Here is a 23,451-nt window from a genome sequence, read left to right as displayed (position 1 = left end):
AGAGGATTAACGATGGCTACAGGTAAGATCGTACAGATCATCGGTGCGGTAGTCGACGTAGAGTTCCCACAGGGCGAAGTACCTCGTGTATACGATGCTCTGAATGTTAATGAAGTGAAAGAGCGTCTAGTTCTTGAAGTTCAGCAACAACTTGGCGGTGGCGTAGTTCGCGCAATCGTAATGGGTAGCTCTGATGGTTTACGTCGTGGTTTGACAGTTGAAAATACTGGCGCTCCAATCTCAGTACCAGTAGGTACTAAGACATTGGGTCGTATCATGAATGTCCTAGGTGACGCGATTGATGAGTGTGGCGAGATTGGTGCTGAAGAGCATTACGCCATTCACCGTGAAGCTCCAAGCTACGAAGAGCAGTCTAACGAGACAGCTCTTCTAGAAACTGGTGTTAAAGTAATCGACTTGATTTGTCCATTCGCTAAGGGTGGTAAAATCGGTCTATTCGGTGGTGCTGGTGTAGGTAAGACCGTTAACATGATGGAACTTATCAACAACATCGCACTTCAACACTCAGGCCTATCTGTATTTGCAGGTGTAGGTGAGCGTACTCGTGAAGGTAACGATTTCTACTTTGAAATGCAGGAAGCAGGTGTTGTAAACATCGAAAAACCTGAAGAATCAAAAGTAGCGATGGTTTACGGTCAGATGAACGAGCCACCAGGTAACCGTCTACGTGTTGCACTGACTGGTCTAACAATGGCAGAACGCTTCCGTGACGAAGGTCGTGACGTTCTACTGTTCGTTGATAACATCTACCGTTACACACTAGCAGGTACTGAAGTATCAGCACTTCTAGGTCGTATGCCTTCTGCGGTAGGTTACCAACCTACACTAGCTGAAGAGATGGGTGTTCTACAAGAGCGTATCACGTCAACTAAAGCTGGTTCTATCACGTCTGTACAGGCGGTATACGTACCTGCGGATGACTTGACTGACCCGTCTCCAGCAACAACGTTCGCTCACTTGGATGCAACGGTTGTACTTAACCGTAACATCGCATCTATGGGTCTATACCCAGCGATCGACCCGCTAGATTCTACTTCACGTCAACTGGATCCATTGGTAGTTGGACAAGAACATTACGACATCGCTCGTGGCGTTCAGTCTACTCTTCAGCGCTATAAAGAGCTGAAAGATATCATTGCTATCCTAGGTATGGACGAGCTATCTGAAGAAGATAAGCAAGTCGTATCTCGTGCTCGTAAGATTGAGAAGTTCCTAACTCAGCCTTACCACGTAGCGGAAGTATTTACAGGTGACCCAGGCGTTTACGTACCTCTTAAAGAGACTCTACGTGGCTTCCAAGGTCTTCTATCTGGTGAATACGATGACATTCCAGAGCAAGCGTTCATGTACTGTGGTGCAATTGACGAAGCTATCGAGAATGCTAAGAAGCTATAAGGCTAACTAGGAGGCGATATGGCAGCAATAACCTTTCACCTAGACGTTGTAAGTGCCGAGAAACAAATTTTCTCTGGTCTTGTTGAGACGTTTCAGGTGACCGGTAGTGAGGGTGAGCTTGGTATTTTCCATGGTCACACTCCACTGCTGACCGCTATCAAGCCTGGTATGGTGCGTATTGTTAAGCAGCACGGTCACGAAGAAATTATTTATGTTTCTGGTGGCATGGTAGAAGTTCAGCCTGGTACAGCGACTGTACTGGCTGATACAGCTATCCGTGGTGAAGAACTAGACGCAGCAAAGGCGGAAGAAGCTAAGCGCAAAGCTGTGGAGAATATCCAAAATCAGCATGGCGACATAGACTTCGCACAAGCGGCCGGTGAACTGGCTAAAGCCATTGCTCAGTTACGAGTTATCGAACTGACAAAACAGCGTCGTTAATCTTTTATAAGATTAGTGACTCTGAGATAAAGGCGACCTAAGGGTCGCCTTTTTGCATTTTTGGATTCTCAAAAATGTTCCTTTTACATATCAATACCTGTTAAATGGTTATTGCGATTTAATTTTTTGGCCAAAAACGGTTACAATATCGGCTTAATAAAAAATAATGTTGGATAGGTTTACAATGAAGTTTAGCGCGGTAATTCTCGCAGCGGGCAAAGGCACTCGCATGTATTCAAACACACCAAAGGTTCTGCATACGCTTGCGGGTAAGCCGATGGTTAAACATGTTATTGATACCTGTAACGGCTTAGGCGCTCAAAACATCCATTTGGTCTACGGCCATGGTGGTGAGCAGATGAAATCTACGCTAGCGAGCGAGACGGTTAACTGGGCACTGCAAGCTGAACAGCTCGGTACTGGTCACGCGGTCGATCAGGCTTCTGCGCATTTCGCTGATGATGAAAAAGTACTTGTACTATACGGTGATGTTCCGCTTATCTCGCCAGAAACCATTGAAAACCTATTAGACGCTCAACCAAACGGTGGTATCGCACTGCTTACTGTCGTTCTAGATAACCCTATGGGTTACGGTCGTATCATTCGTCGCAACGGTCCTGTTGTGGCAATCGTTGAACAGAAAGATGCAACCGATGAGCAGAAGCTTATCAAAGAGATCAACACTGGCGTTATGGTCGCAACAGGTGGCGATCTTAAGCGTTGGTTATCAGGCTTGAGCAATGACAACGCACAAGGTGAATACTACCTGACTGACGTTATTGCAGCCGCTCATGATGAAGGTCGTGCCGTTGAAGCGGTTCACCCTGTCAACCCAATTGAAGTTGAAGGCGTGAACGATCGCTCTCAACTGGCTCGTCTAGAGCGTGCTTACCAAGCTGAGCAAGCAGACAAGCTATTAAAGCAAGGCGTAATGCTGCGCGACCCAAGCCGCTTTGACCTACGTGGTGAGCTTCAGTGTGGTATGGATGTTGAAATTGATACCAACGTAATCATTGAAGGCAGCGTAAGCATTGGTGATAACGTGGTTATCGGCACTGGTTGTGTACTGAAAGACTGTGAGATTGATGACAACACTATCGTTCGCCCATACAGCGTAATCGAAGGTGCGACAATTGGTGAAGACTGTACGGTTGGTCCTTTCACTCGCTTACGTCCTGGTGCTGACATGCGTAACAACTCGCACGTGGGTAACTTTGTAGAAGTGAAGAACACCCGTCTTGGTGAGGGCTCTAAAGCCAACCATCTAACGTATCTAGGCGATGCTGAAATTGGTCAGCGCGTAAATGTGGGTGCCGGTGCTATCACTTGTAACTACGATGGCGCTAACAAGTTTAAGACCATCATTGGCGATGACGTATTTGTTGGATCAGATAGCCAACTCATCGCACCTGTTACTATTGGTAACGGAGCAACTGTTGGTGCAGGCTCAACGGTGACTCGTGATGTTGCTGAGAACGAGCTTGTTATTAGTCGTGCGAAAGAACGTAAAATTGCTAACTGGCAGCGTCCGACTAAGAAAAAATAGTCTCGCAATAAATAATATGACTTCAATGAAAGCCAGTAGCACCGCTACTGGTTTTTTTAGGTGTATATAAATAGCAAAAGAGCGAGTTATCTCGCTCTTTTTTGTTTTCTTAAGCTAGAAGCTAGAAGCTAGAAGCTAGTCTTGGTTGTCTTCTGTTACTACGCGAGAGTTATCTGGTGCAACAAAGTGGTCAGACAGTTCTTTGTTCGAAACAATATAGCCAACCCACAATGCACCTAAACAAATCATTACCGCGATACCTGTTGCGCTTAGTGCTTGGCTTGCCATTGCTGCCACCAATGCACTTGCTAGGCCACTAATACTTATTTGCAGGCTGTTTTGTAAACCAGCCGCTGTCGCAGGGCTCTGTTTCGCACTTGATAGAGCACGGTTTACTACGATTGGGTAAAGTGCGCCATTCGCTACGGCAATTAGACAGAAAGGTGCTAGTAGAGGCCAGATTGATGTCAGTTCCCACTGTGATGCAATGAAAATCAATAATGCGGCAACGCTGAATAAACCAATAAGATTTCTTAGTACCACACCATCGCCATACTTCTTCACCGCTTGCTTACCGAAGTAACCACCAGCCATAAAGGCGATTGTCTGTGGAATGAAGCTAAGGCCTATATCTTTTGCTTCATAACCCAGCTGAGCCATGATTTCTGGCATACCCGTTAGGTAAGCAAAGAACGCTGCTGACGCTGAAGCAAACATCAATACATTGCCCATGTAAGGCTTTGAATGAAACAGTGCTTTGATATCAGTTTTGATCGATGTTTGTTTTACTTCTGGCGCTTCTTTTGGTTGAGCCATGGTCGTTGCGATCAACAATGCGCCCATTAGCGTCAATGTAATAAAGATACTGTGCCAACCAAAGCTGTCTGCTAGCAACACACCCAGTTGAGGTGCTAATGCTGGAGATAGCGCTACTAGAGGCATGATAGTCGCAAAAATCTGCTGGCTGCTGCTTTGAGAGTAACGCTTAATAACCATTGCTTGCCAAATTACCGCAGGCGCACACACACCGATCGCTTGAATGAAGCGCAGCGTTAGTAGGTGCCATACCTCGGTACTGAATGCTAAGCCGAATGAAGCTGCAGTAAAGATAACAAGACCAACCGCTAGCGTATTACGGTGACCATACTTGTCACTCGCCAGACCCCAAAGAAGCTGACCCATTGCCATACCACCAAGGAACACGGTTAGAGACAGTGCGATTTGTTCTGGCCCGGTTGCAAAATCGACTTCCATTGCCTTAAATGCAGGAAGGTACATATCGGTCGCAATAAAGCCAAGCATGGAAAGAACTGCAAGGTAGACCAATTGAAATTTAGAAATATTCATAAGATGCCATTAAGCTAAAGGTAGTGATGTTTTTATCATCAAAAAAATTGTTAGATACTCAGGAGTAAGAACCCCTGTTTATTTATGCTGACATTCTATTTTTCAGAGATGATAAAATAAAACGCTAAAATATGTAGTTATCAATCAAAAAATTTGAAGGCTTATGTTCTCTAAATCCTCGTTAGAAATGCTTGATACCGTTGCTCGCTTGGGCAGCTTCACTGCGGCTGCAGAGCAATTGCACAAAGTACCATCGGCGATCAGCTATGGGGTTAGGCAGGTAGAGCAAGAGCTTGATGTTCTACTTTTCAGACGCTTACCAAGAAAAGTAGAGCTGACGCCTGCTGGGGAGTTGTTTATTGAAGAGGCTCGTCAACTGCTGAGACAGATGGAAGAACTCAGTGCGCAAACTCGCCGAGCTGCGCGTGGTTGGAAGAAAACCTTACGTCTAACCCTTGATAACGTGGTTAAGCTCGACAAGATGAAGCCTATGATTGAAGAGTTTTATCAAACCTTTGAGTTCGCTGAGCTGCAGATCAACATGGAAGTGTTTAATGGTTCTTGGGAAGCCATTGCACAGGGCAGGGCCGATGTCGTGATTGGAGCCACTTCGGCGATTCCGGTTGGCGGTGACTTTGAAGTTAAGGATATGGGGCGGTTAGATTGGGCATTTGTGATGTCACCCAGTCACCCGTGTGTGCGAGAGCAAAACCTTAATGAAGCCTTTGTTAGTCAGTATCCCGCGATCTGTTTGGATGATACCTCTAGCGTACTGCCAAAGCGACACACAGGGCACTTTTCGAATCAAAGACGACTGTTGTTACCTAACTGGTATAGTGCGATTGAATGCCTCAAAAATGGCGTTGGTGTAGGTTACATGCCAAGGCACATTGCTGCGCCTATTATCGAGCAAGGCTTGCTGGTGGAGAAAATACTGCCAGAACCAAGCCCGCAGAGTCATTGCTGTTTGGTGTGGCGAAAAGACGATAACCATAAATTGATCGAATGGATGGTGAAGTATTTAGGATCGAGTGAGCAACTTCACCAAGATTGGTTGGATCATCGAAAGGCGATCTAATGATCTCTTTATAATATGATCATTTTCAAGCTTGAGCAGAATATTCACCAATAAAAAGAGCGAGTAAATACTCGCTCTTTTTGGTGCGATATCTTAACTCTTAAGACAAGAAGAACTTGTAGGAAGGGTTATCGGTTTCATCTTTGCATTGGTAGCCAAGTTCTTCTAAGTGTGTAGAGAACTGAGCCAAATCGTCATCACCAAGCTCAAAACCACAAAGCACACGACCGTAATCAGCACCATGGTTGCGATAGTTGAATAGGCTGATATTCCAGTGAGTCCCTAAGGTATCAAGGAATTTAATCAATGCACCTGGATACTCTGGAAACTCAAAGCTGTAAAGGCGCTCTTTCAGTGGTTTCGATGGTTTTCCGCCAATCATGTAACGAATATGCAGTTTTGCCATTTCATCATCAGAGAGATCGACAACCGGGTAGCCGCCCTCACGTAGGTCATTGATGATGTGTTCGAGCTCTTCTTGACCACCTTGCAGACGTACACCAACGAAGATATTTGCTAGGCTTTCGTCGTTGTGGCGGTAGTTAAACTCAGTCACTGCTCGACCACCAATAATGTTACAGAACTCTAGGAACGCACCTTGTCGCTCTGGAATCGTCACCGCAAGTAGACCTTCTCGCTTCTCACCCAGCTCACAACGTTCAGAGACATAACGCAGACCGTGGAAGTTGGTGTTCGCACCAGAAAGGACCGTTGCCAATTGCTTATCTTGCAGTTTGTTTTGTTCAGCAAACTTCTTCAAGCCAGCCAGAGCAAGCGCTCCTGAAGGCTCGGCAATTGCGCGAGTATCTTCAAAGATGTCCTTTACCGCAGAGCAGATTTCATCGCTAGAGACGGTAATATGGCCATCGATGTACTGCTGGCAAAGGCGGAATGTCTCTTCACCAATACGCTTAACCGCAACACCATCAGCAAACATGCTGACCTGATCCAGTACCACAGGTTCACCAGCGTCGAGTGCCGCTTTCAAGCAAGCCGAATCTTCTGGTTCTACCGCAATCACTTTAATTTCTGGCATCAGTTGTTTGATTAATACAGCAACACCAGCCGCTAAGCCACCGCCACCAACAGGCACAAAGATATAATCCATGTGGCCGTTTTGCTGAAGCATCTCCATACCCATGGTGCCTTGCCCAGCAATCACCAATGGGTGATCGAAAGGAGGAACAAAGGTGTAGCCATGTTCAGCCGAAAGGCGTTCCGCTTCCGCTTTCGCTTCATCAAAGTTGCTGCCGTGCAGAACCACGTTACCGCCAAAGCTACGTACTGCATCAACCTTGATGTCCGGTGTGGTTTTTGGCATCACGATCGTGGTCTGAATACCTAGCTTAGAGCCGGACAGCGCCATGCCTTGAGCGTGGTTACCCGCCGATGCCGCAATCACACCTGCGGCTTTTTGCTGTTCAGAAAGGCTTGATACCATGTTGTAGGCACCGCGCAGCTTGAACGAGTGTACCGGCTGGCGGTCTTCTCGCTTAAGCTGAACCTGATTGCCAATTCGAGCACTCAAGCGTGGCATATCCTGTAGAGGTGTCACAATCGCCGCTTCGTAAACCGGCGCTCTCAGGATCTGACGCAGATAATCTGCGCCACTTTGTTTTTGGGGACTGGAGGTGTCATCACTCATAGTTAGCCCTCAAGCTTAGACTTATCACGCACAGCGCCTTTGTCGGCACTGGTTGCCATGCTTGCGTAAGCTTTCAGTGCGAACGACACTTCACGTTGACGGTTTTCTGGTTTCCAGCCTAATGCATCTTGTTTTTCACGACGAGCTGCTAGTTCATCTTCAGCCACATCAAGCGTGATAGAACGGTTAGGGATATCGATAGTGATGATATCGCCTGTGTTCACTAGACCAATCACACCGCCACTTGCTGCTTCTGGAGAAGCGTGACCGATAGACAGACCTGATGTACCACCAGAGAAACGTCCGTCAGTCAGTAGAGCACAAGATTTACCTAGACCCATAGATTTTAGGTAAGTGGTTGGGTAAAGCATTTCTTGCATGCCCGGACCACCTTTTGGACCTTCGTAACGAATAACAACTACTTCGCCTGCTTTAACTTTACCGGCTAAGATACCTTCTACCGCTGTATCTTGGCTTTCAAATACGATTGCTGGACCTTGGAATTTAAGGTTTTCTTCATCAACACCCGCAGTCTTAACGATACAACCATCAACCGCGATGTTACCTGAAAGTACCGCTAGGCCGCCTTCTTGGCTGAATGCGTTTTCTTTGGTACGAATACAACCTTCTTTGCGGTCGTCATCAAGACGATCCCAACGGCAATCTTGTGAGAAGGCTTTAGTGGTACGAATGCCTGCAGGACCTGCACGGAAAAACTTAAGCACGGCTTCGTCTTCTGTCTGCATGATGTCGTATTGAGCGAGCTGCTCTTGCATGCTTAGGCCAAGTACAGTGCGAGTTTGGTTGTTCAGTAGACCTGCACGATCAAGCTCACCTAGGATAGCCATTACGCCACCAGCACGGTGAACGTCTTCCATGTGGTATTTTGGTGTTGAAGGAGCAACCTTACATAGGTGTGGAACGCGGCGAGACATCTCGTCGATATCACCCATATCAAAATCAATCTCACCTTCTTGAGCCGCCGCTAAAAGGTGAAGTACCGTGTTACTCGAACCACCCATCGCGATATCTAGCGCCATTGCATTATCAAATGCTGCGCGGTTAGCGATGTTGCGTGGTAGTGCTGATTCGTCATCTTGCTCGTAGTAACGCTTGGTTAGATCAACGATGCGCTTACCGGCATTGATGAATAGCTCTTCACGGTCTGCGTGCGTTGCTAGCATAGAACCGTTACCTGGCTGAGAGAGGCCAAGCGCTTCTGTCAGACAGTTCATTGAGTTCGCTGTGAACATGCCTGAACATGAACCACATGTCGGACATGCAGAACGCTCTACTTGCTCACTTTGCTCATCAGAAATGGTTGGATCGGCACCTTGGATCATTGCATCAACAAGGTCGAGCTTGATGATTTGATCTGAAAGCTTAGTTTTACCCGCTTCCATTGGACCGCCTGATACAAAGATCACTGGGATGTTTAGGCGCATTGCTGCCATCATCATTCCCGGAGTGATTTTGTCACAGTTAGAGATACACACCATCGCATCCGCACAGTGTGCATTAACCATGTATTCCACTGAATCCGCGATAAGCTCACGTGATGGTAGTGAGTACAGCATGCCGCCGTGACCCATTGCGATACCATCATCAACTGCTATGGTGTTGAATTCTTTAGCGATACCGCCTGCTTTCTCGATTTCACCCGCAACCAGTTGACCCATATCTTTAAGGTGAACGTGGCCTGGTACGAATTGAGTGAAAGAGTTTACAACCGCGATGATTGGCTTACCAAAGTCATCATCTTTAACGCCAGTTGCACGCCATAAAGCGCGCGCACCAGCCATGTTGCGTCCGTGGGTAGTCGTTGCTGAACGATAGATTGGCATTGCTTAAATCCTTATAAAATATTTGGCTGTTGCTTACTTAGTTGTTTGCGTTTGGCTTGCTGAAACGTGGTCTGCTGGATAAACGTAATCTAACCAGCCCCACTTATCTTCAGTGGTTCCATTGAATAGACCAAAGTAAGCCGCTTGAACTTTTTCAGTGATAGGGCCGCGTTTGCCTTCACCAACTGTAATTTTGTCTACGCTACGAACCGGAACGATCTCGGCCGCTGTGCCTGTCATGAACACTTCATCGGCAAGATATAGCGCTTCACGAGCAATGTTCTCTTCACGGATCTCATAACCCATGTCTTTTGCTAGTGTCATGATCGAATCACGAGTGATACCCGGCAGTATTGCGCTGGTTGCAGGTGGTGTTGATAGCACGCCATTGCGAATCACAAAGATGTTCTCGCCTGCACCTTCTGAAAGGTAACCATCGACGCTCAGTGCGATACCTTCATCGTAACCATGACGACGAGCTTCACCACCAACCAGTAGTGAAGATAGGTAGTTACCTCCGGCTTTTGCTGCGGTTGGGATCGTGTTTGGTGCTGCACGGTTCCAGCTAGAAATCATCGCATCAACGCCATTTTCTAGCGCTTCTTCGCCCAGATAAGAGCCCCAAGGGAAAGCAGCGATGATCAAATCCATCTCAGTGTTTTCTGGCGGGCAGACACCCAAACCAACGTTACCAACGAAACCTAGAGGGCGGATGTACGCTGACTCTAGCTTATTTTGACGTAGCGTTTCGCGAGTCGCTTCCATAATTTCTTCCTCAGTGTAAGGAATAGGGAAGCGGTAGATTTTTGCTGAATCTTTTAGGCGTCTGGCATGCTCTGGGTGACGGAAGATAACCGGCCCTTTTGGCGTGTTGTAACAACGAACACCTTCAAATACAGAAGTACCGTAGTGCATTGCGTGAGTCAGGACGTGAACGTTCGCCTCTGCCCAAGGAACCATTTCACCGTTAAACCAAATATAGTCTGCTGTTTTAGCTGTCATGTTTGCGGTTCCTTATGCGTTTATCTTTTGTTGTAAGTTATTGTTTGGCAGTTCATTACGGCTGATAGAGATAACGTCAACGGTACGTACATCCCACAGCTTTTCGATTTGATTAACCAAGAAAGAGATCGGACGGTCACTGTCGACAATGATCTCAACACTCGCGACTTTACTTTCTTGGTTTTGGGTCCCTGCCACTTGTTTAACGATGAAGCCACGGTGGCGGATAACACGAAGAACACGCTCTAGTAGTACAGGCTTATCATCGGCTTTGATGTCTAGTAAGTATCTTTTCATGTTATGTGTTCTCCAACATCTCACTGTTTGAAGCACCTGGCGGTACTAGTGGCCATACGTTTTCTTCTTCATCGATTATGACATGAAGTAGGTAAGCCGTTTTGCTCTCTAGCATTTCTTTCAATGCTGGTTCTACTTCTTCTTTACGCGTGATGGTTTTACCCGGGATATCGAACGCTTTCGCGAGCATGACGAAGTCTGGGTTGTCATCCAAGATAGTTTCACTATGGCGACCATCAAAGAACAGCGATTGCCATTGGCGAACCATACCTAAGCGAGAGTTATTCAGAAGCACCATTTTTACTGGGATTTGGCGACGTTTCAGTGTGCCAAGCTCTTGTACGTTCATCATGAACGAACCGTCACCAGAGATAAGTATAGATTGGTCATCAGGACGGCCAACCGATGCTCCCATAGCAGCTGGTAAGCCAAAGCCCATGGTGCCTAATCCAGCAGAGGTGATGAAGTTTTGTGGATCGCGTGGTTGAATATGCTGAGCTGCCCACATCTGATGTTGGCCAACATCGGTAGAAACCATAGAACTCGCAGGCATCATGTCAGATAGTTGCTTCAACAGCAGTGGAGCAAAGATCAGATCGCCTGGGTGGTCGTAACGCCATTTAAACGAAGTACGTAGCCCTTCAGAGTGGTGAACCCAAGATGAGATGTCTTGGCTTAGCTCCAGTTGAGGCATGATCTTGTTGATGTCACCACGAATTGGCGCATCGGCCAGACGTAGTTTGCTGAACTCAGCTGCATCGATATCGATATGGATAACTTTCGCGTGTGGTGCGAAGGTATCAAGCTTGCCGGTTACTCGGTCATCAAAACGAGCGCCAACAACAATCAACAGGTCACTTTCTTGAACCACTAGGTTAGCGGCTTTGGTGCCGTGCATACCCAGCATACCCAGGTAGTGTGGGTCGTCACGTTCAATGGTGCCTAAGCCTTTTAGTGTGCTTACTGCAGGCATTGGATTTAGACGTAAAAACTCACGAACTGCATCGGTTGCTTTCGCCAGTTGAACGCCACCACCTACGTATAGAACAGGACGAGTCGCTTGAGATAGGAAGTGTTGTGCTTGTTCAATCGCGTCAGTTGTCGCAACAGGAATGGCTGGTGGCGTAAATTCAGGAAGAATTTTAACTGGGGACTCTGCTAATTGAACATCTTTGGCGATGTCGACAATAACCGGGCCTGGACGACCTGATTTTGCAACGATAAATGCTTCAGCGAGTGTTGGAGCAAGATCTTCAATATCGGTAACGAGGTAGCTGTGTTTAGTACATGACAGAGACATACCAATCACATCCATTTCTTGGAATGCGTCGGTACCGATGTGGGAGCTCGCAACTTGCCCTGTGATGGCAACCAGTGGGATGGAATCCATAAAAGCATCAGCAAGGCCTGTGACTAGGTTTGTTGCACCTGGGCCTGAGGTTGCCATACAAACCGCCACGTCTTGCGTTGCTCGAGCCATACCGATAGCGGCCATTGCAGCGCCTTGCTCATGGCGGCATAGGATATGTTCAACCCCGCCGTCATAGAGTGCATCGTAGATTGGCATGATGGCACCGCCTGGGTAACCAAATACGGTCTCAATGCCTTGTTGCTTGAGTGCGGATACGACCAGTTCTGCGCCTTTCATCGTAATTCCTCCGTATTACCTTTATTTTGGTAATTGTTTCCATTGTCTCTGCACATCTTGTGCTCCCATTCTTCCTGTAAATCGGCAAAGCCGAAAATGTTTCAAAATATAAAATCGAATGTTTAAATTAGAAAAAACCCCCGGACTTTTCAGTGCGGGGGTTTTTTCTAATTCGTGGTTACTTTTTTCCCACTCGCCCCCGCGCAGTCTCAATAATGACTACGATAATCAGGTTAATCAGTGCGTAAATGCGAGCGTTAAATGTCATAAAAGTCGAGTTTTCTCGTTTATTGTCTTAAGTAAAAGTCTACATCTCTAGTGTTATCACACAAATCTGCTGCATGACAAGGAAAATGTCATTCTTTTTTCACATTAAAACACCATTCCACCACGCTATATAACAACCTTATCGCTTTGGTGAGCAATGAATATCCAGAGCGAATACTTTTAAATCAAAGACAAAGGAAAGTTATGGGACTCGCGATAATTCATAGCCGAGCTAGTGTGGGTGTAGAGGCACCAGAAGTGACCGTGGAAGTGCATATTAGCAACGGAATGCCCGGTTTTACGCTGGTGGGTCTACCTGAAACGACGGTCAAGGAATCTAAAGATCGAGTGAGAAGCGCGATCATCAATTCTCGCTTTGAATTTCCATCAAAAAGAATCACGGTCAACCTTGCCCCAGCAGATTTGCCCAAAGAGGGAGGTCGTTTCGACTTGCCTATAGCGCTTGGGATTTTGGTGGCATCTGACCAGCTTCCTACATCAAAAATAGCTCAGCATGAATTCATCGGTGAATTGGCGTTGTCAGGAGAGTTGCGTTCAGTAAAGGGCGTGCTGCCAGCGACATTAGTCGCCGACAGTGTCGAACGATGCTTAGTGGTTCCACACCATAATGGCGATCAGGCAGCCTTAGTCGGTAAGGGTGCGCATAAATCAGCACAAACCCTGCTAGAGGTGTGTGCTGACATGTGTGGGCAGGCTCAGCTTGGCTTGTATCGAACGGAACATCATCAGCCTGATGTTTCAGAGCTCCGCGATCTACAAGATATTATTGGCCAGCAGCAAGGTAAGCGAGCATTGGAGATTGCCGCGGCTGGTAACCATAACCTGCTTTTTCTCGGTCCGCCCGGAACTGGAAAAACCATGCTGGCTTCTCGACTGCGTGACCTTTTACCCGAAATGAGTGATGACGAGGCGATGGAAACCGCTTCGGTGGCTTCTTTAACGCAACAAGAAATAAATCAGTACAACTGGAAGCAACGACCTTTCCGTTCCCCACACCATTCGAGTTCGATGGCAGCATTGGTCGGTGGTGGCTCGATACCTCGCCCCGGTGAGATCTCTTTGGCGCATAATGGCTTATTGTTTCTTGATGAGATGCCAGAGTTTGAGCGTAAGGTACTTGATTCACTGCGAGAGCCGTTAGAGTCGGGTGAAATCATTATCTCCCGTGTCGCGGGTAAGACGCGTTTTCCTGCGCGCTTTCAATTAGTCGGTGCACTTAACCCAAGCCCAACAGGTTATTACGAAGGCAATCAAGCGCGAGCGAATCCGCAAATTATCCTGCGTTACCTGAATCGCTTATCTGGGCCGTTGCTGGATAGGTTCGATATGTCATTGGAGATCCCATTGCTTCCCAAAGGCATGCTTGCGGAAGGCGGTGACCGCGGTGAAACCACTCAAGTGGTTAAGCAAAGGGTTAAGCAGGCTCGTGAGTTGATGTTATCTCGAAACCATAAATCGAATGCACTGTTAGGTAGCCGAGAAATTGAAAAGTATTGCCCGTTGCGACGCGAGGATGCGGAATTTTTAGAAACAGCGCTGCATCGATTGGGCTTATCGATTCGTGCTTATCATCGCATTATTAAGGTAGCACGAACCATTGCAGACTTAGAGGGGAACGAGCAGATAGAAAAGAAGCACTTATCGGAAGCGCTTGGTTATCGAGCTATGGATCGATTGTTGAAACAACTCTCTGCGCAAGCTGTGTAGTCATATCAATCACAGTAAAGAGCTGGTCATTTATTTACAGTGATTGATGTAAAAACAAGAAAGCCTGCTTAGGTGCAGGCTTTCATTTGATATTTAAATGGTGTCGGTTGGGTTAGAACTTGTAGTTCAGGCCGACGGAGACGATGTATTGCGACTCATCGTAGAAGGTAATATTCGAATCGCTGACACCATAACCGGCTAGAGAAATAAACGACCAGTTTTCCCAATCCATGAATTGCTCATACTCATAGGCGGCAAACAGGTTGATATTGTCGTCACTGCGTTTCTTATTGTAGATTGGGTTGCTTGCGTCGTAAGAGCGTTGGTTGTAACCCGCTGTCAGAGCGTACTGGTGACGGCCTATGCCACCAAATAGACTCACTTCACCACCAAACTGTTCGTAAGACTCAGCGTTACCGTCGGCATCCCTTGATTGGTAAATCAATGATGGCGCTAACATCATGGTGCGATTGATTGGTTGACGGTACTGACCTTTCAGGTAGAAAGTATTGGCATCACGCTGTAGTTCTTCTCTAACTCGATCATCTTTTACATCTTTGGTGGCGTAGGCCATGTCTAACGAGAAAGCTGAGCCCGCAATGCTACTTAGTTTCAAACGAAAGGCATTGCCTGCTTCATCCGTTTTGGTGCGACCTGAAGTGGTGTTGTACGGATCGGCCCAAGTCTCACCAGACATGATAGTCGGCAAAAGTGAAGCGTCGATGGTCATGCCAGACTCTAGTTGGTATTTATAACCAACCTCAAGCACGACAGTACCGGTTGCTACGTCATCACGAGTAGTACCTGTGTATACCTGATGATTTAATTTATCGCCGAAGGTGTAAGCAATACTGCCCAAAGGTGCGACAAGAAATGAGCTCTCAGATGAGGCTTTCTGGTTAATGGACGAAATGGTGCTATCTGCATCGGTATTAAAGTTTGAGGTGGAAGAGGTAACCCCTGTATTAATCGATATTTCACCACTGAAACCTTGTTGGTCTGCAAGCTTGGCAAAAGCCGGGGAGGCTGCAATGCTCAGTGCCAAAAGCGTTATTTTCATTTTCATTCAAAGGCTCCTTGCCTACCAGTTCTTAGGACTGGATATAAATATCAGTAAAGCACAACGTTTTCAGGATGATTGTTTATCTATGAAAATTTTTGAACTAGTGCAAAAAAGGAAGCCGAAGCTTCCTTTTATCAATACGTTACTTCTTAATTAGGAAGTTAACGAGCTCGAAGTACTCATCAAGAGAGCTGATACCTTGAGCGTCTACTAGGTAGCGGTTGTTAACTACGACCGCAGGAACACCAGAAAGACCGCTGTCTTTGAATGCTTTGTCGAAGCGGCGAACCATAGAATCGACTGCAAAGCCGTTGTATGCCGCATCGAATTTCTTAGCATCAACGCCTTCGTCTAGGAATATTTGACGCAACTCTGCTTCATCGCGTGGTGGCTTGTTCATGGTGTGGATACGGTTAAACATCACTGGCACCATTTTATCTTCAACTTTCAGAGCAATCATGGTTGCGTAAGCTTTGCTCATTGGTAGACCCATGTTGCCACCCATGAATGAAACATGGTTCTTCTGTAGCTTAGCGTCTTTTGGTAGCTGTTGTTTTAGCTGCTGGATGATTGGCTCAAAGCTATTACAGTGTGGGCAGTAAAAAGAGAAGAACTCTGTCACCATTGGTTTTTTTGATGCTTCTAGATCGAGAACTTTGTAGTGTTCACCTTCGTTAAATTTCGCAGCGTGAGCTGAAAGGCTCAACATGATCAATGAGAAAAATGCGAATAGCTTTTTCATTTATCCAATCTCCATTATGTTTGAATTTTTATCTAGTTGTGTTGCGATTGTTGTTACCACTGAGGCATTAACGAAAGTGGTGGCTCTTGCAGGGTAGCAATTTGCTCTTTACAAGCAAGTACTTGTTGCTCCCAATATTTTGGATCATTAAACCATGGGAAGGCTAGAGGAAATGCAGGATCGTGCCATCGTTTTGCCAACCATGCCATGTAATGCACCATACGTAGACCGCGCAGTGGTTCGATTAGTTTCAGTTGCGCGGTATTAAAATCGCAAAATTCTTGATAGCTCTCTAGCAGAATGTCCAGTTGCATTAGCTTATCTTGACGCTCACCGTTAAGCAGCATCCATAAATCTTGTATCGCAGGGCCGTTTCGTGCGTCATCAAGATCGACGAACATTGGCCCGTCGCGCCATAATATATTACCTGGGTGGCAGTCACCATGCAGGCGGATATTATCAATGTTGCTTGGCCACTGGCTCTCTAGCTCTTTGATCAGAAGGTCAACGTCATTGAAGAAAGCGTTCTCTAGGTGGGTCGGGATAAACTGAGAGTTCTCTAGAATCTTACGTGGCTGATAAAGGTATTCATCTAAGCTGATGGTCGGGCGATGCTGGAATGTTCTTCCCGCGCTGGCTTTATGAATACGACCAAGAAAACGCCCAACGCCTTCCAATTGGTCTAGATTGTCGACTTCGTACTGTCTGCCGCCAACACTTTCAAAGAGGGCAAATAGGTAGCCTTGATATTCATGTAAGGTTGCGCCGTTGACTCGCATAGGTGGAGCGACTGGCATCTCTTGTTCGATTAGCTCTAACGCGAAGTCGTGCTCTTCTTGGATCTGTGCTTTGTTCCAGCGCTGCGGACGATAAAATTTAACGACGTAGCGTTTACGGTCTTCATCGGTGAATTGATACACTCGATTTTCGTAACTATTGAGAGCGAGAAGCCCGGATTCAGCACGAACTCCAATGCTCTCCAGTGCGTACCACATGAAGTCAGGAGTCAGGTTATCAAAGTTAAAGGCTTGCATCGTCATAGAATAAAAAAGGCTCATTACTGAGCCTTTTTCCATTTATTGGGTTGTTATACCAAGCAGGTAAGGTGACTGGTATCAGAGCTTCTTGATAAAGCGGCTTTCGACTTCCATCGTAAACTCTTCATTATCCGAGAGTATAAACTGAATTGTCGAAACTGGTGAGCTCAGTTTTTCTGGATCAACGCCTAAACTGATAGGAAGATTTAAAACCTCACCTGGCTCTACGGTAATGGTTTGTTTACCGTACCAGATCGATTCTGGAAGCCCACTCACATCAAGTTTGTACTCTTGCTCTTGCTGAGTTTTGTTGATGACTTTCAAGTTGTAAGTATTTTCGACAAGCCCTTGGCTATTGATTCTAAATAGTTGGTTTCTATCGCGCAGAACGCTTAAGCCTGCAGGATCAACACTCGCTATCTGTGCAAAGAACAAACCCAGCATGATGATCAGTATGGCACCATAACCTAGCAGCTTAGGACGCATCACCTTGGTTGTGTGACCATCGAGCCTGTGTTCGGTGGTGTAATTGATTAGGCCTTTCTCATAACCCATACGTTCCATGGTGTTGTCACAAGCATCAATACACGCGCCACAGTTAATACACTCGTATTGCAGACCATCACGAATATCGATACCCGTTGGGCACACTTGAACGCATAAATTACAGTCAATACAGTCGCCTAGGCCAAGCTCTTTTGGATCGGCTTTACGAGAGCGAGGGCCGCGGTTTTCACCACGTTCTGTGTCGTAACCCACGATGAAGGTATCTTTATCGAACATAGCTGATTGGAAGCGCGCGTAAGGACACATGTGCAGACAAACAATTGAACGCATCCAACCTGCATTGGCATAAGTACAGCCCGCAAAGAACAGTACCCAAAATACAGGCCAGAAAGTCGAGTTAAAGGTAAAGAAGCCAACCACCAACTCTTTGATAGGGATGAAGTAGCCAACAAAGGTTAAGCCCGTCGCAATAGCAATCGCCCACCATGCGATATGTTTGAGGGTTTTTCTGATCATTAAATTGGTAGTCAGTTTGCCCGAGTCTTGTTTTCTTCGTTTATTGGCTGCACCTTCCAGTTTCTCTTCGAACCAGATGTACATGAAGGTCCACACAGTTTGAGGACACAGGTAGCCACACCAGACTCGTCCTAAGAAGGTGGTTATGAAGAATAAGCCAAACGCAGCAATCATAAATAGGATAGCGAGTAGGGTCAGATCTTGTGGGTATAACGTGGTGCCAAAGAAATTGAACTGCTGGCTACCGATATCGAGCAAGATCGCTTGTCGTTCACCAAATGGAATCCATGGGATAAGCGCAAAAAGTAAAAGTAAGAACCAACCGCCGTAACGACGAAGTTGTTGGAATTTACCTTTGCTTTCTCGAACATAGATTCGGTTACTTGGGTTAAATCGATCTCCATTACCTTTATGCGTTTTTGGGTTAAAGGTTTTAGGAGTCACATCTTTGATATCGATTTTATCCTGACTCATGGACTATCCTTTTTGTGGCTTGTTTGCCCGGTTAACTCGGGCATGACGACATTACTTGAAAGTATGGTTTAGAGAACCTGTAGAAATTGAGCTTGGTGCATTTGTTGGTATCGCACTCACTCTTATTATTTTAGAAGATTCTTATAGATGGCGATTATAGCGACAATCTTGTTCTCATTTCTTTAACGCTATCAACCTTTAACAACAAAAGTCATAACAGTTGTGACGAAAAAATAGCGAACAGAAACAAAAAAGCGACCGAGTGGTCGCTTTTAAACATTGAAAGTTTTATCTATACGGCAATTGAGCTCTAAATAAATAGGCGACTAAAGAAGGCCACGCGCTTTTAGAATTGCGGTTTTGAAATCATCTTCTTGGTCTTTTTTAAGACCCGGGATCATTTCATCTTTTTCGCTATTACGCATTTTTAGATGGTAGATAAGAACATCATCAGTCAATTCTTCAAGCTTACCTTGGTAGCCCGCTTCTTTTGATAGCTTAATGATGAACTCTAACAGGTTAAGCTCTTGATCTTTCTGCCACTCAGGCTCCATTAGTTCAAGCAGTTCCTCAATGCGATGACACTTCATACTTTTTCTCCACAAATTTTATAATGATTTGTGGTTAAGGTATCAAATTGGGTAGGGAATACCAATGCGTAAACACATTTCAAAGCGGGATAGAGAAAGAAAAAGCGCAGTAAAAACTGCGCTTTTTGTTAAGCGGCTTTAATCACTTTTGCTGTAGTCGGTGCTAATAAAGCAGCCTTCTCAACGAGAGTCATTGTAGGAGCCAATTTCTTAGCCGTTGGAGCAGCAACAAAGCCACTACGACGACGCATCGCACTACGGTTGGTGTGCGAGAACCTGACAGCTGTTGGGCGCATTAATTTACCTAACGGTCAGGCATATCCATTGCCAATCTAATGGCCTGATTTATCATGAGATCCTCCTCAATTGCTTGAAGAGTCACTCGTCTGGCTTTCGCCAATCCGAAAAATAAATCAGGATAATGATATGCATGCATATCAAGGCTTAGATTATCACTATCTAAGTTATCGATCGACGCCTGAGTGATAATTAAACGATATTAGAGCTAAAATAGTGTGAGCAGTATATTTGAGTTTGAACCTCTTTCAGGCTTAAGATGATGCTTTAAAGGAGGTGCATATGTCGTTCTTAAAGAAAACGTTAGCAAGTTTTGGAATTGGATCTGCCAAGGTGGATTCTGTATTGCAACAGGAAGTGCTTTATCCAGGTAAGAAGGCGAGCATTATTGTACATGTCTACGGAGGCGCTCAGCCACAGGAGATCGATAACATTGATCTCAACTTGTGCTGTCGCTACGTCAAAGAAGTTACCGCGAACTCGCAAGGGCAAGAGGGCGGTCATAAACGCCGAATGCACCAGACGTACTCGCTGGCAAAGTGGAGCTTGCCGTATGCTTTTGTGATTCAGCCGGGTGAAACCCGTGACTTTGAATGTGAGTTTGATGTGCCGTTGAACACACCGGTCACTATTGGTGATTCAAAGGTGTGGCTGGAAACTGGGTTGGATATTGCGATGGCGATTGACCCATCGGATAAAGACATCTTAACGGTTCGTCCCGATCCGCTGCTCGATGGTATTTTTAACGAGCTTGAAGCTCAAGGCCTACGCATTCGTCAAGTGGAATGTGAAGCGGTCAAAGGCTTTGAACTGCCGTTTGTACAAGAGTTTGAGTTTGTGCCGACGACGGGCCCTTATCATGGCCGTTGGCGTGAATTGGAAGTGGTGGCTCATCGTGATGAAACAGAGCTGAAGCTGTGGTTCGAGATTGATAGAAATCGTAATGGTGCCAAAGGTATGTTGGCGAGCTTACTCGGCGTTGGTAAGCTCCAGCGTCAATTGAGTGTGCCACTGGATACCTCACCACAAGATGCTGGCAAGATGGTACTTGAATATCTAGATAACGCCTCTTAGTTCCTATAACCCTTTAATTAACTCTTTGGTTATTTAGTTTTGGATCTTTTAGCCTCATTACATATTTCAGGCGTCATTAATGTCATAAAAGGTGTCATAAAAATTTAAGCTTACACGTGTAAGCTTAATGTGCAATACTGGGGCAATCGAACATTTACTCTAGTAGGATACTCATGTCTGCATCATCAGCCAGCGAATACAGTGACATCGAAGAGCGCGCTAATGCGATAACCCATGGTTTGGGCGTCGTACTTGGCGTAGTGGGCCTGATCTTGCTGCTGATTCGTGCGTTTGATTATCAAGCCGACATGCTTACTGTTGCTAGTATGGCGGTGTATGGCAGCAGTATTATTCTGCTCTTTCTCGCTTCCACGTTGTACCACTCGATAACCACTGAGAAAACCAAGCGCTTACTCAAAACCCTTGACCACTGTGCGATTTATTTGTTGATTGCGGGCAGTTACACGCCGTTTCTCTTAGTGGGCTTAAGAACTCCATTAGCGATGGGCTTGATGGCGGTGATCTGGGGGATTGCGCTAGTGGGCATCATAATGAAGATAGCCTTCGTTTATCGATTCAAGCGTTTATCACTGTTCATTTACTTAGCGATGGGGTGGCTATCTTTGATTGTTGTTTATCAATTAGCGATGAATATCGATATAGGTGGTTTGGTGTTACTGGCAGTTGGCGGGGTGATTTACTCGCTGGGTGTAATTTTCTATGTGGCAAAACGCATCCCTTATAACCATGCCATCTGGCACCTGTTTGTATTGGCGGGCTGCGCTTGCCATTTCTTCGCTATCTATCTGTTTGTGACACCGGTTTAGTTTGATTGAACCGGTATGCCCCTAACGGGTAGAAACGTCAGTGATCTCCACGTCTATTTTATATTCAGGATACTTATCAACATCGATCGCTAAGTATTTACCTTCTGCCGAAGTTTGTGGTCGAAGGTAGGTATCAGCTAGGCGCTTAATGGATTGCCAAGTGTTGATACTGCCTTGATGCAGCAGTTCACCCGTTGGTGAGTAGACTGTGATATTTAGCGTAACTAGCACAACGGCTTCTGTGCTTTGGTTAGTGACTGAAATAGGTAAGATTAGCTGTTCATTCTCGTAGAGTCCTGCCCCAATCAAAACGTCCACACCTGATTTGGAAAGCTGCATGCTTGGCTTGGTGTCTCCTATTTTGATTGTGGTGCCGCGTGTGTTTTTGGCTACAGGAATACTCGTCAATGCCAACTCTGCATTCGATGATGCGTTACTCACATACTGCCAAGTAAAATCATCTTTGAGTAACACTTGCTTGCCATCAGGCAATGTGACCATTTGATCAGCAAAGGCAGAATTTACGAATACTGAGTTTGCTAGCAATGCGCCAGCGAGAAGTACGTATGATTTCATCTGTGTTTCCTTGATTTTGTGCTTGGTTAGCGTCGCCAAAAGGCTGGAAAAAATAGAACAATGAGCGTCAGTATCTCGAGTCGCCCCATTAGCATGCCTAAACTTAGCAACCATTTAGCGGCGTCTGGCAGTGGGGCAAAGTTCCCGGTTGGACCGATCACGCTACCCATTCCCGGGCCCACGTTGGCAACAGCTGTGATAGCGCCAGATATACTGGTTACAGGATCAAGTCCCATCGCGCTCAAGCCGCCTGCAATTAAGATAATCGTGATAAAGAACATCAAACCAAATGCGACGAGTGAACGCACAATATCGTCATTCACAGGTCGCTGATTGTAGCGTTGAACAAACACGCCCGATGGGTGAATTAGCTTCATCATTTGTTTGTGGAGCATGGTCATCGCGATCTGGAAACGGAAGATCTTAATACCGCCAGAGGTTGACCCCGAGCAAGCTCCTGCCATCATCAGGAAGGCAAATAATGTGCTTGGCAGTGCGCCCCATGCAGTGAAGTCTTCTAAGCCAAAACCGGTTGTGGTGACGACTGATACAATGTTGAACATCGAAACGCGCATCGCATCCATGACAGTGTAGCCATCTCTAACCACCAACCATGTCGATATTACGGCACTAGTGACCAAAAATAGATACGTGAACCCTCTCACCTGTGCATCTTTATAGAGGATTGAGAGTTTTCTGCCTCGCAGTGCGCTAACGAACAATAAGAACGGCAGACCGCCAAGGAACATGAATAGTGTTCCCACCCAGTGAGCACTGTTGGAGAAGTGGTTCATTGATCCATCTGATGTTGAGTAACCCCCCGTCGACAGTGTTGTGAACGCGTGATTGATTGCGTCAAAGATGCCCATGCCAGCAAACAAATAGCTAATGATGCACAAACCAGTCAGAACCAGATAAACCGCCACGATGTTCTTCGCGACGGTTTTTGCTCGTGGGCTGCTTTTATCTGACCAATCAGATGATTCGGTTTGGAACAGGCGCATACCACCGACGTTGAGCATTGGTAGAACGGCTACTGCCATCACGATAAAGCCGATGCCACCTAACCATTGCAAGATAGAACGCCATAACAGGATGCTTGGTGCCATGCTGTCTAAGCCGCTTAATACCGTTGAACCTGTTGTGGTGATGCCCGACATGGTCTCAAAGTAAGCGTCAGTGAAGCTGATATGGTTGATGAACACAAACGGCAATGCAGCGAAGGCACTGGCAATGGTCCACACCAGAGAGGTGATAAGGAACATATCCCGCACCCCTAATCGAAACTCAGCAGAGCGGCCTAAACTCAAGCAGATGAACGCCACAATGTGCGTGATCACTACCGATTTTCCGAACTCGAGAAAGCCACCGGTGCCAGTAAAGAAGGCAACCAATGTGGGGATGTACATGAAAAGGGCGAGTTTTGATAACACTAACCCTATCACTAATAATATCGGACGAAAGTTGACCATAGCTTAATAGACCATAG

General features: G+C 46.2%; 21 protein-coding genes. 7 read left to right on the top strand and 14 right to left on the bottom strand.

The window, feature by feature from the left end:
* The first annotated feature begins 12 nt into the window (after positions 1–12).
* The 3 genes from atpD to glmU all read left to right on the top strand — a co-directional run bounded on the left by atpD (position 13) and on the right by glmU (position 3,403).
* Entirely contained in the window at positions 13–1,416 is a 1,404-nt protein-coding gene (gene atpD, locus OCV44_RS14320; protein WP_009848119.1) for a F0F1 ATP synthase subunit beta, read from the top strand.
* Positions 1,417–1,434: 18 nt separating this feature from the next.
* A complete protein-coding gene (locus tag OCV44_RS14315) occupies positions 1,435–1,857 on the top strand; it encodes a F0F1 ATP synthase subunit epsilon (protein ID WP_004735742.1) in 423 nt (140 codons plus the stop codon).
* A gap of 184 nt (positions 1,858–2,041) precedes the next feature.
* Positions 2,042–3,403 carry a bifunctional UDP-N-acetylglucosamine diphosphorylase/glucosamine-1-phosphate N-acetyltransferase GlmU gene (glmU, locus tag OCV44_RS14310; protein WP_139685477.1) on the top strand — a complete coding sequence of 454 codons (1,362 nt, stop codon included), beginning with the start codon at positions 2,042–2,044 and terminating at the stop codon, positions 3,401–3,403.
* A gap of 135 nt (positions 3,404–3,538) precedes the next feature.
* On the opposite strand, the gene punC is transcribed toward glmU, so the two are convergent.
* Positions 3,539–4,750: a purine nucleoside transporter PunC gene (gene punC, locus OCV44_RS14305; RefSeq protein ID WP_139685476.1), complete on the bottom strand. Its 1,212-nt coding sequence runs from the start codon at positions 4,748–4,750 to the stop codon at positions 3,539–3,541.
* A 163-nt stretch (positions 4,751–4,913) separates the two neighbouring features.
* Between punC and punR the strand changes: the two genes are divergently transcribed.
* Complete coding sequence (gene punR / locus OCV44_RS14300) at positions 4,914–5,828, top strand: DNA-binding transcriptional activator PunR (RefSeq protein WP_009848116.1); 915 nt, start codon at positions 4,914–4,916, stop codon at positions 5,826–5,828.
* Positions 5,829–5,928: 100 nt separating this feature from the next.
* Here punR and ilvA read toward each other — a convergent pair whose 3' ends face one another.
* Genes ilvA through ilvG form a run of 5 tightly spaced genes read right to left on the bottom strand, consistent with a single transcriptional unit; the run spans position 5,929 to position 12,264 of the window.
* Positions 5,929–7,473 (bottom strand): threonine ammonia-lyase, biosynthetic, encoded by a 1,545-nt coding sequence (ilvA, locus tag OCV44_RS14295; RefSeq protein WP_139685475.1) that lies wholly within the window; start codon positions 7,471–7,473, stop codon positions 5,929–5,931.
* A 2-nt stretch (positions 7,474–7,475) separates the two neighbouring features.
* Entirely contained in the window at positions 7,476–9,317 is a 1,842-nt protein-coding gene (ilvD, locus tag OCV44_RS14290; RefSeq protein ID WP_139685474.1) for a dihydroxy-acid dehydratase, read from the bottom strand.
* Positions 9,318–9,350: 33 nt separating this feature from the next.
* Positions 9,351–10,319, bottom strand: a complete 969-nt coding sequence (locus tag OCV44_RS14285; protein WP_139685473.1) for a branched-chain amino acid transaminase — start codon at positions 10,317–10,319, stop codon at positions 9,351–9,353.
* Positions 10,320–10,331: 12 nt separating this feature from the next.
* On the bottom strand, positions 10,332–10,616 hold the full coding sequence (gene ilvM / locus OCV44_RS14280; RefSeq protein ID WP_017073841.1) for an acetolactate synthase 2 small subunit: 285 nt from the start codon (positions 10,614–10,616) through the stop codon (positions 10,332–10,334).
* 1 nt (position 10,617) lies between these two features.
* Positions 10,618–12,264, bottom strand: coding sequence for an acetolactate synthase 2 catalytic subunit (ilvG, locus tag OCV44_RS14275; RefSeq protein ID WP_139685472.1), 1,647 nt, complete (start codon positions 12,262–12,264; stop codon positions 10,618–10,620).
* Positions 12,265–12,735: 471 nt separating this feature from the next.
* Between ilvG and OCV44_RS14270 the strand changes: the two genes are divergently transcribed.
* The gene (locus OCV44_RS14270) at positions 12,736–14,259 is read left to right on the top strand and encodes a YifB family Mg chelatase-like AAA ATPase (protein ID WP_139685471.1); all 1,524 of its coding nucleotides are present in this window, start codon (positions 12,736–12,738) and stop codon (positions 14,257–14,259) included.
* Between the two features lie 112 nt (positions 14,260–14,371).
* On the opposite strand, the gene OCV44_RS14265 is transcribed toward OCV44_RS14270, so the two are convergent.
* The 6 genes from OCV44_RS14265 to OCV44_RS14240 all read right to left on the bottom strand — a co-directional run bounded on the left by OCV44_RS14265 (position 14,372) and on the right by OCV44_RS14240 (position 19,484).
* Entirely contained in the window at positions 14,372–15,325 is a 954-nt protein-coding gene (locus tag OCV44_RS14265) for a DUF2860 domain-containing protein (protein WP_139685470.1), read from the bottom strand.
* 139 nt (positions 15,326–15,464) lie between these two features.
* Positions 15,465–16,064, bottom strand: coding sequence for a thiol:disulfide interchange protein DsbA/DsbL (locus OCV44_RS14260; protein ID WP_086050347.1), 600 nt, complete (start codon positions 16,062–16,064; stop codon positions 15,465–15,467).
* Between the two features lie 53 nt (positions 16,065–16,117).
* Positions 16,118–17,104, bottom strand: coding sequence for a serine/threonine protein kinase (locus OCV44_RS14255; RefSeq protein WP_139685492.1), 987 nt, complete (start codon positions 17,102–17,104; stop codon positions 16,118–16,120).
* Positions 17,105–17,179: 75 nt separating this feature from the next.
* The gene (gene ccoG, locus OCV44_RS14250) at positions 17,180–18,598 is read right to left on the bottom strand and encodes a cytochrome c oxidase accessory protein CcoG (RefSeq protein ID WP_139685469.1); all 1,419 of its coding nucleotides are present in this window, start codon (positions 18,596–18,598) and stop codon (positions 17,180–17,182) included.
* A gap of 326 nt (positions 18,599–18,924) precedes the next feature.
* On the bottom strand, positions 18,925–19,188 hold the full coding sequence (locus OCV44_RS14245) for a YihD family protein (protein WP_009848104.1): 264 nt from the start codon (positions 19,186–19,188) through the stop codon (positions 18,925–18,927).
* A gap of 128 nt (positions 19,189–19,316) precedes the next feature.
* Entirely contained in the window at positions 19,317–19,484 is a 168-nt protein-coding gene (locus OCV44_RS14240) for a hypothetical protein (RefSeq protein ID WP_170213738.1), read from the bottom strand.
* Positions 19,485–19,767: 283 nt separating this feature from the next.
* Between OCV44_RS14240 and OCV44_RS14235 the strand changes: the two genes are divergently transcribed.
* Together OCV44_RS14235 and trhA are read left to right on the top strand one after the other, a co-directional pair.
* Positions 19,768–20,559: a sporulation protein gene (locus OCV44_RS14235; RefSeq protein WP_139685468.1), complete on the top strand. Its 792-nt coding sequence runs from the start codon at positions 19,768–19,770 to the stop codon at positions 20,557–20,559.
* Positions 20,560–20,732: 173 nt separating this feature from the next.
* Entirely contained in the window at positions 20,733–21,386 is a 654-nt protein-coding gene (trhA, locus tag OCV44_RS14230) for a PAQR family membrane homeostasis protein TrhA (RefSeq protein ID WP_004735763.1), read from the top strand.
* Between the two features lie 21 nt (positions 21,387–21,407).
* Here trhA and OCV44_RS14225 read toward each other — a convergent pair whose 3' ends face one another.
* Both OCV44_RS14225 and OCV44_RS14220 read right to left on the bottom strand, forming a co-directional pair.
* Positions 21,408–21,962, bottom strand: a complete 555-nt coding sequence (locus tag OCV44_RS14225) for a DUF3157 family protein (protein ID WP_139685467.1) — start codon at positions 21,960–21,962, stop codon at positions 21,408–21,410.
* A 26-nt stretch (positions 21,963–21,988) separates the two neighbouring features.
* On the bottom strand, positions 21,989–23,434 hold the full coding sequence (locus OCV44_RS14220; RefSeq protein ID WP_139685466.1) for a TrkH family potassium uptake protein: 1,446 nt from the start codon (positions 23,432–23,434) through the stop codon (positions 21,989–21,991).
* Between the last annotated feature and the right edge of the window lie 17 nt (positions 23,435–23,451).

It is taken from the genome of Vibrio tasmaniensis (assembly GCF_024347635.1).
GTDB lineage: Bacteria > Pseudomonadota > Gammaproteobacteria > Enterobacterales > Vibrionaceae > Vibrio > Vibrio tasmaniensis.
This window is presented reverse-complemented; position numbering and strand designations above follow the sequence as displayed.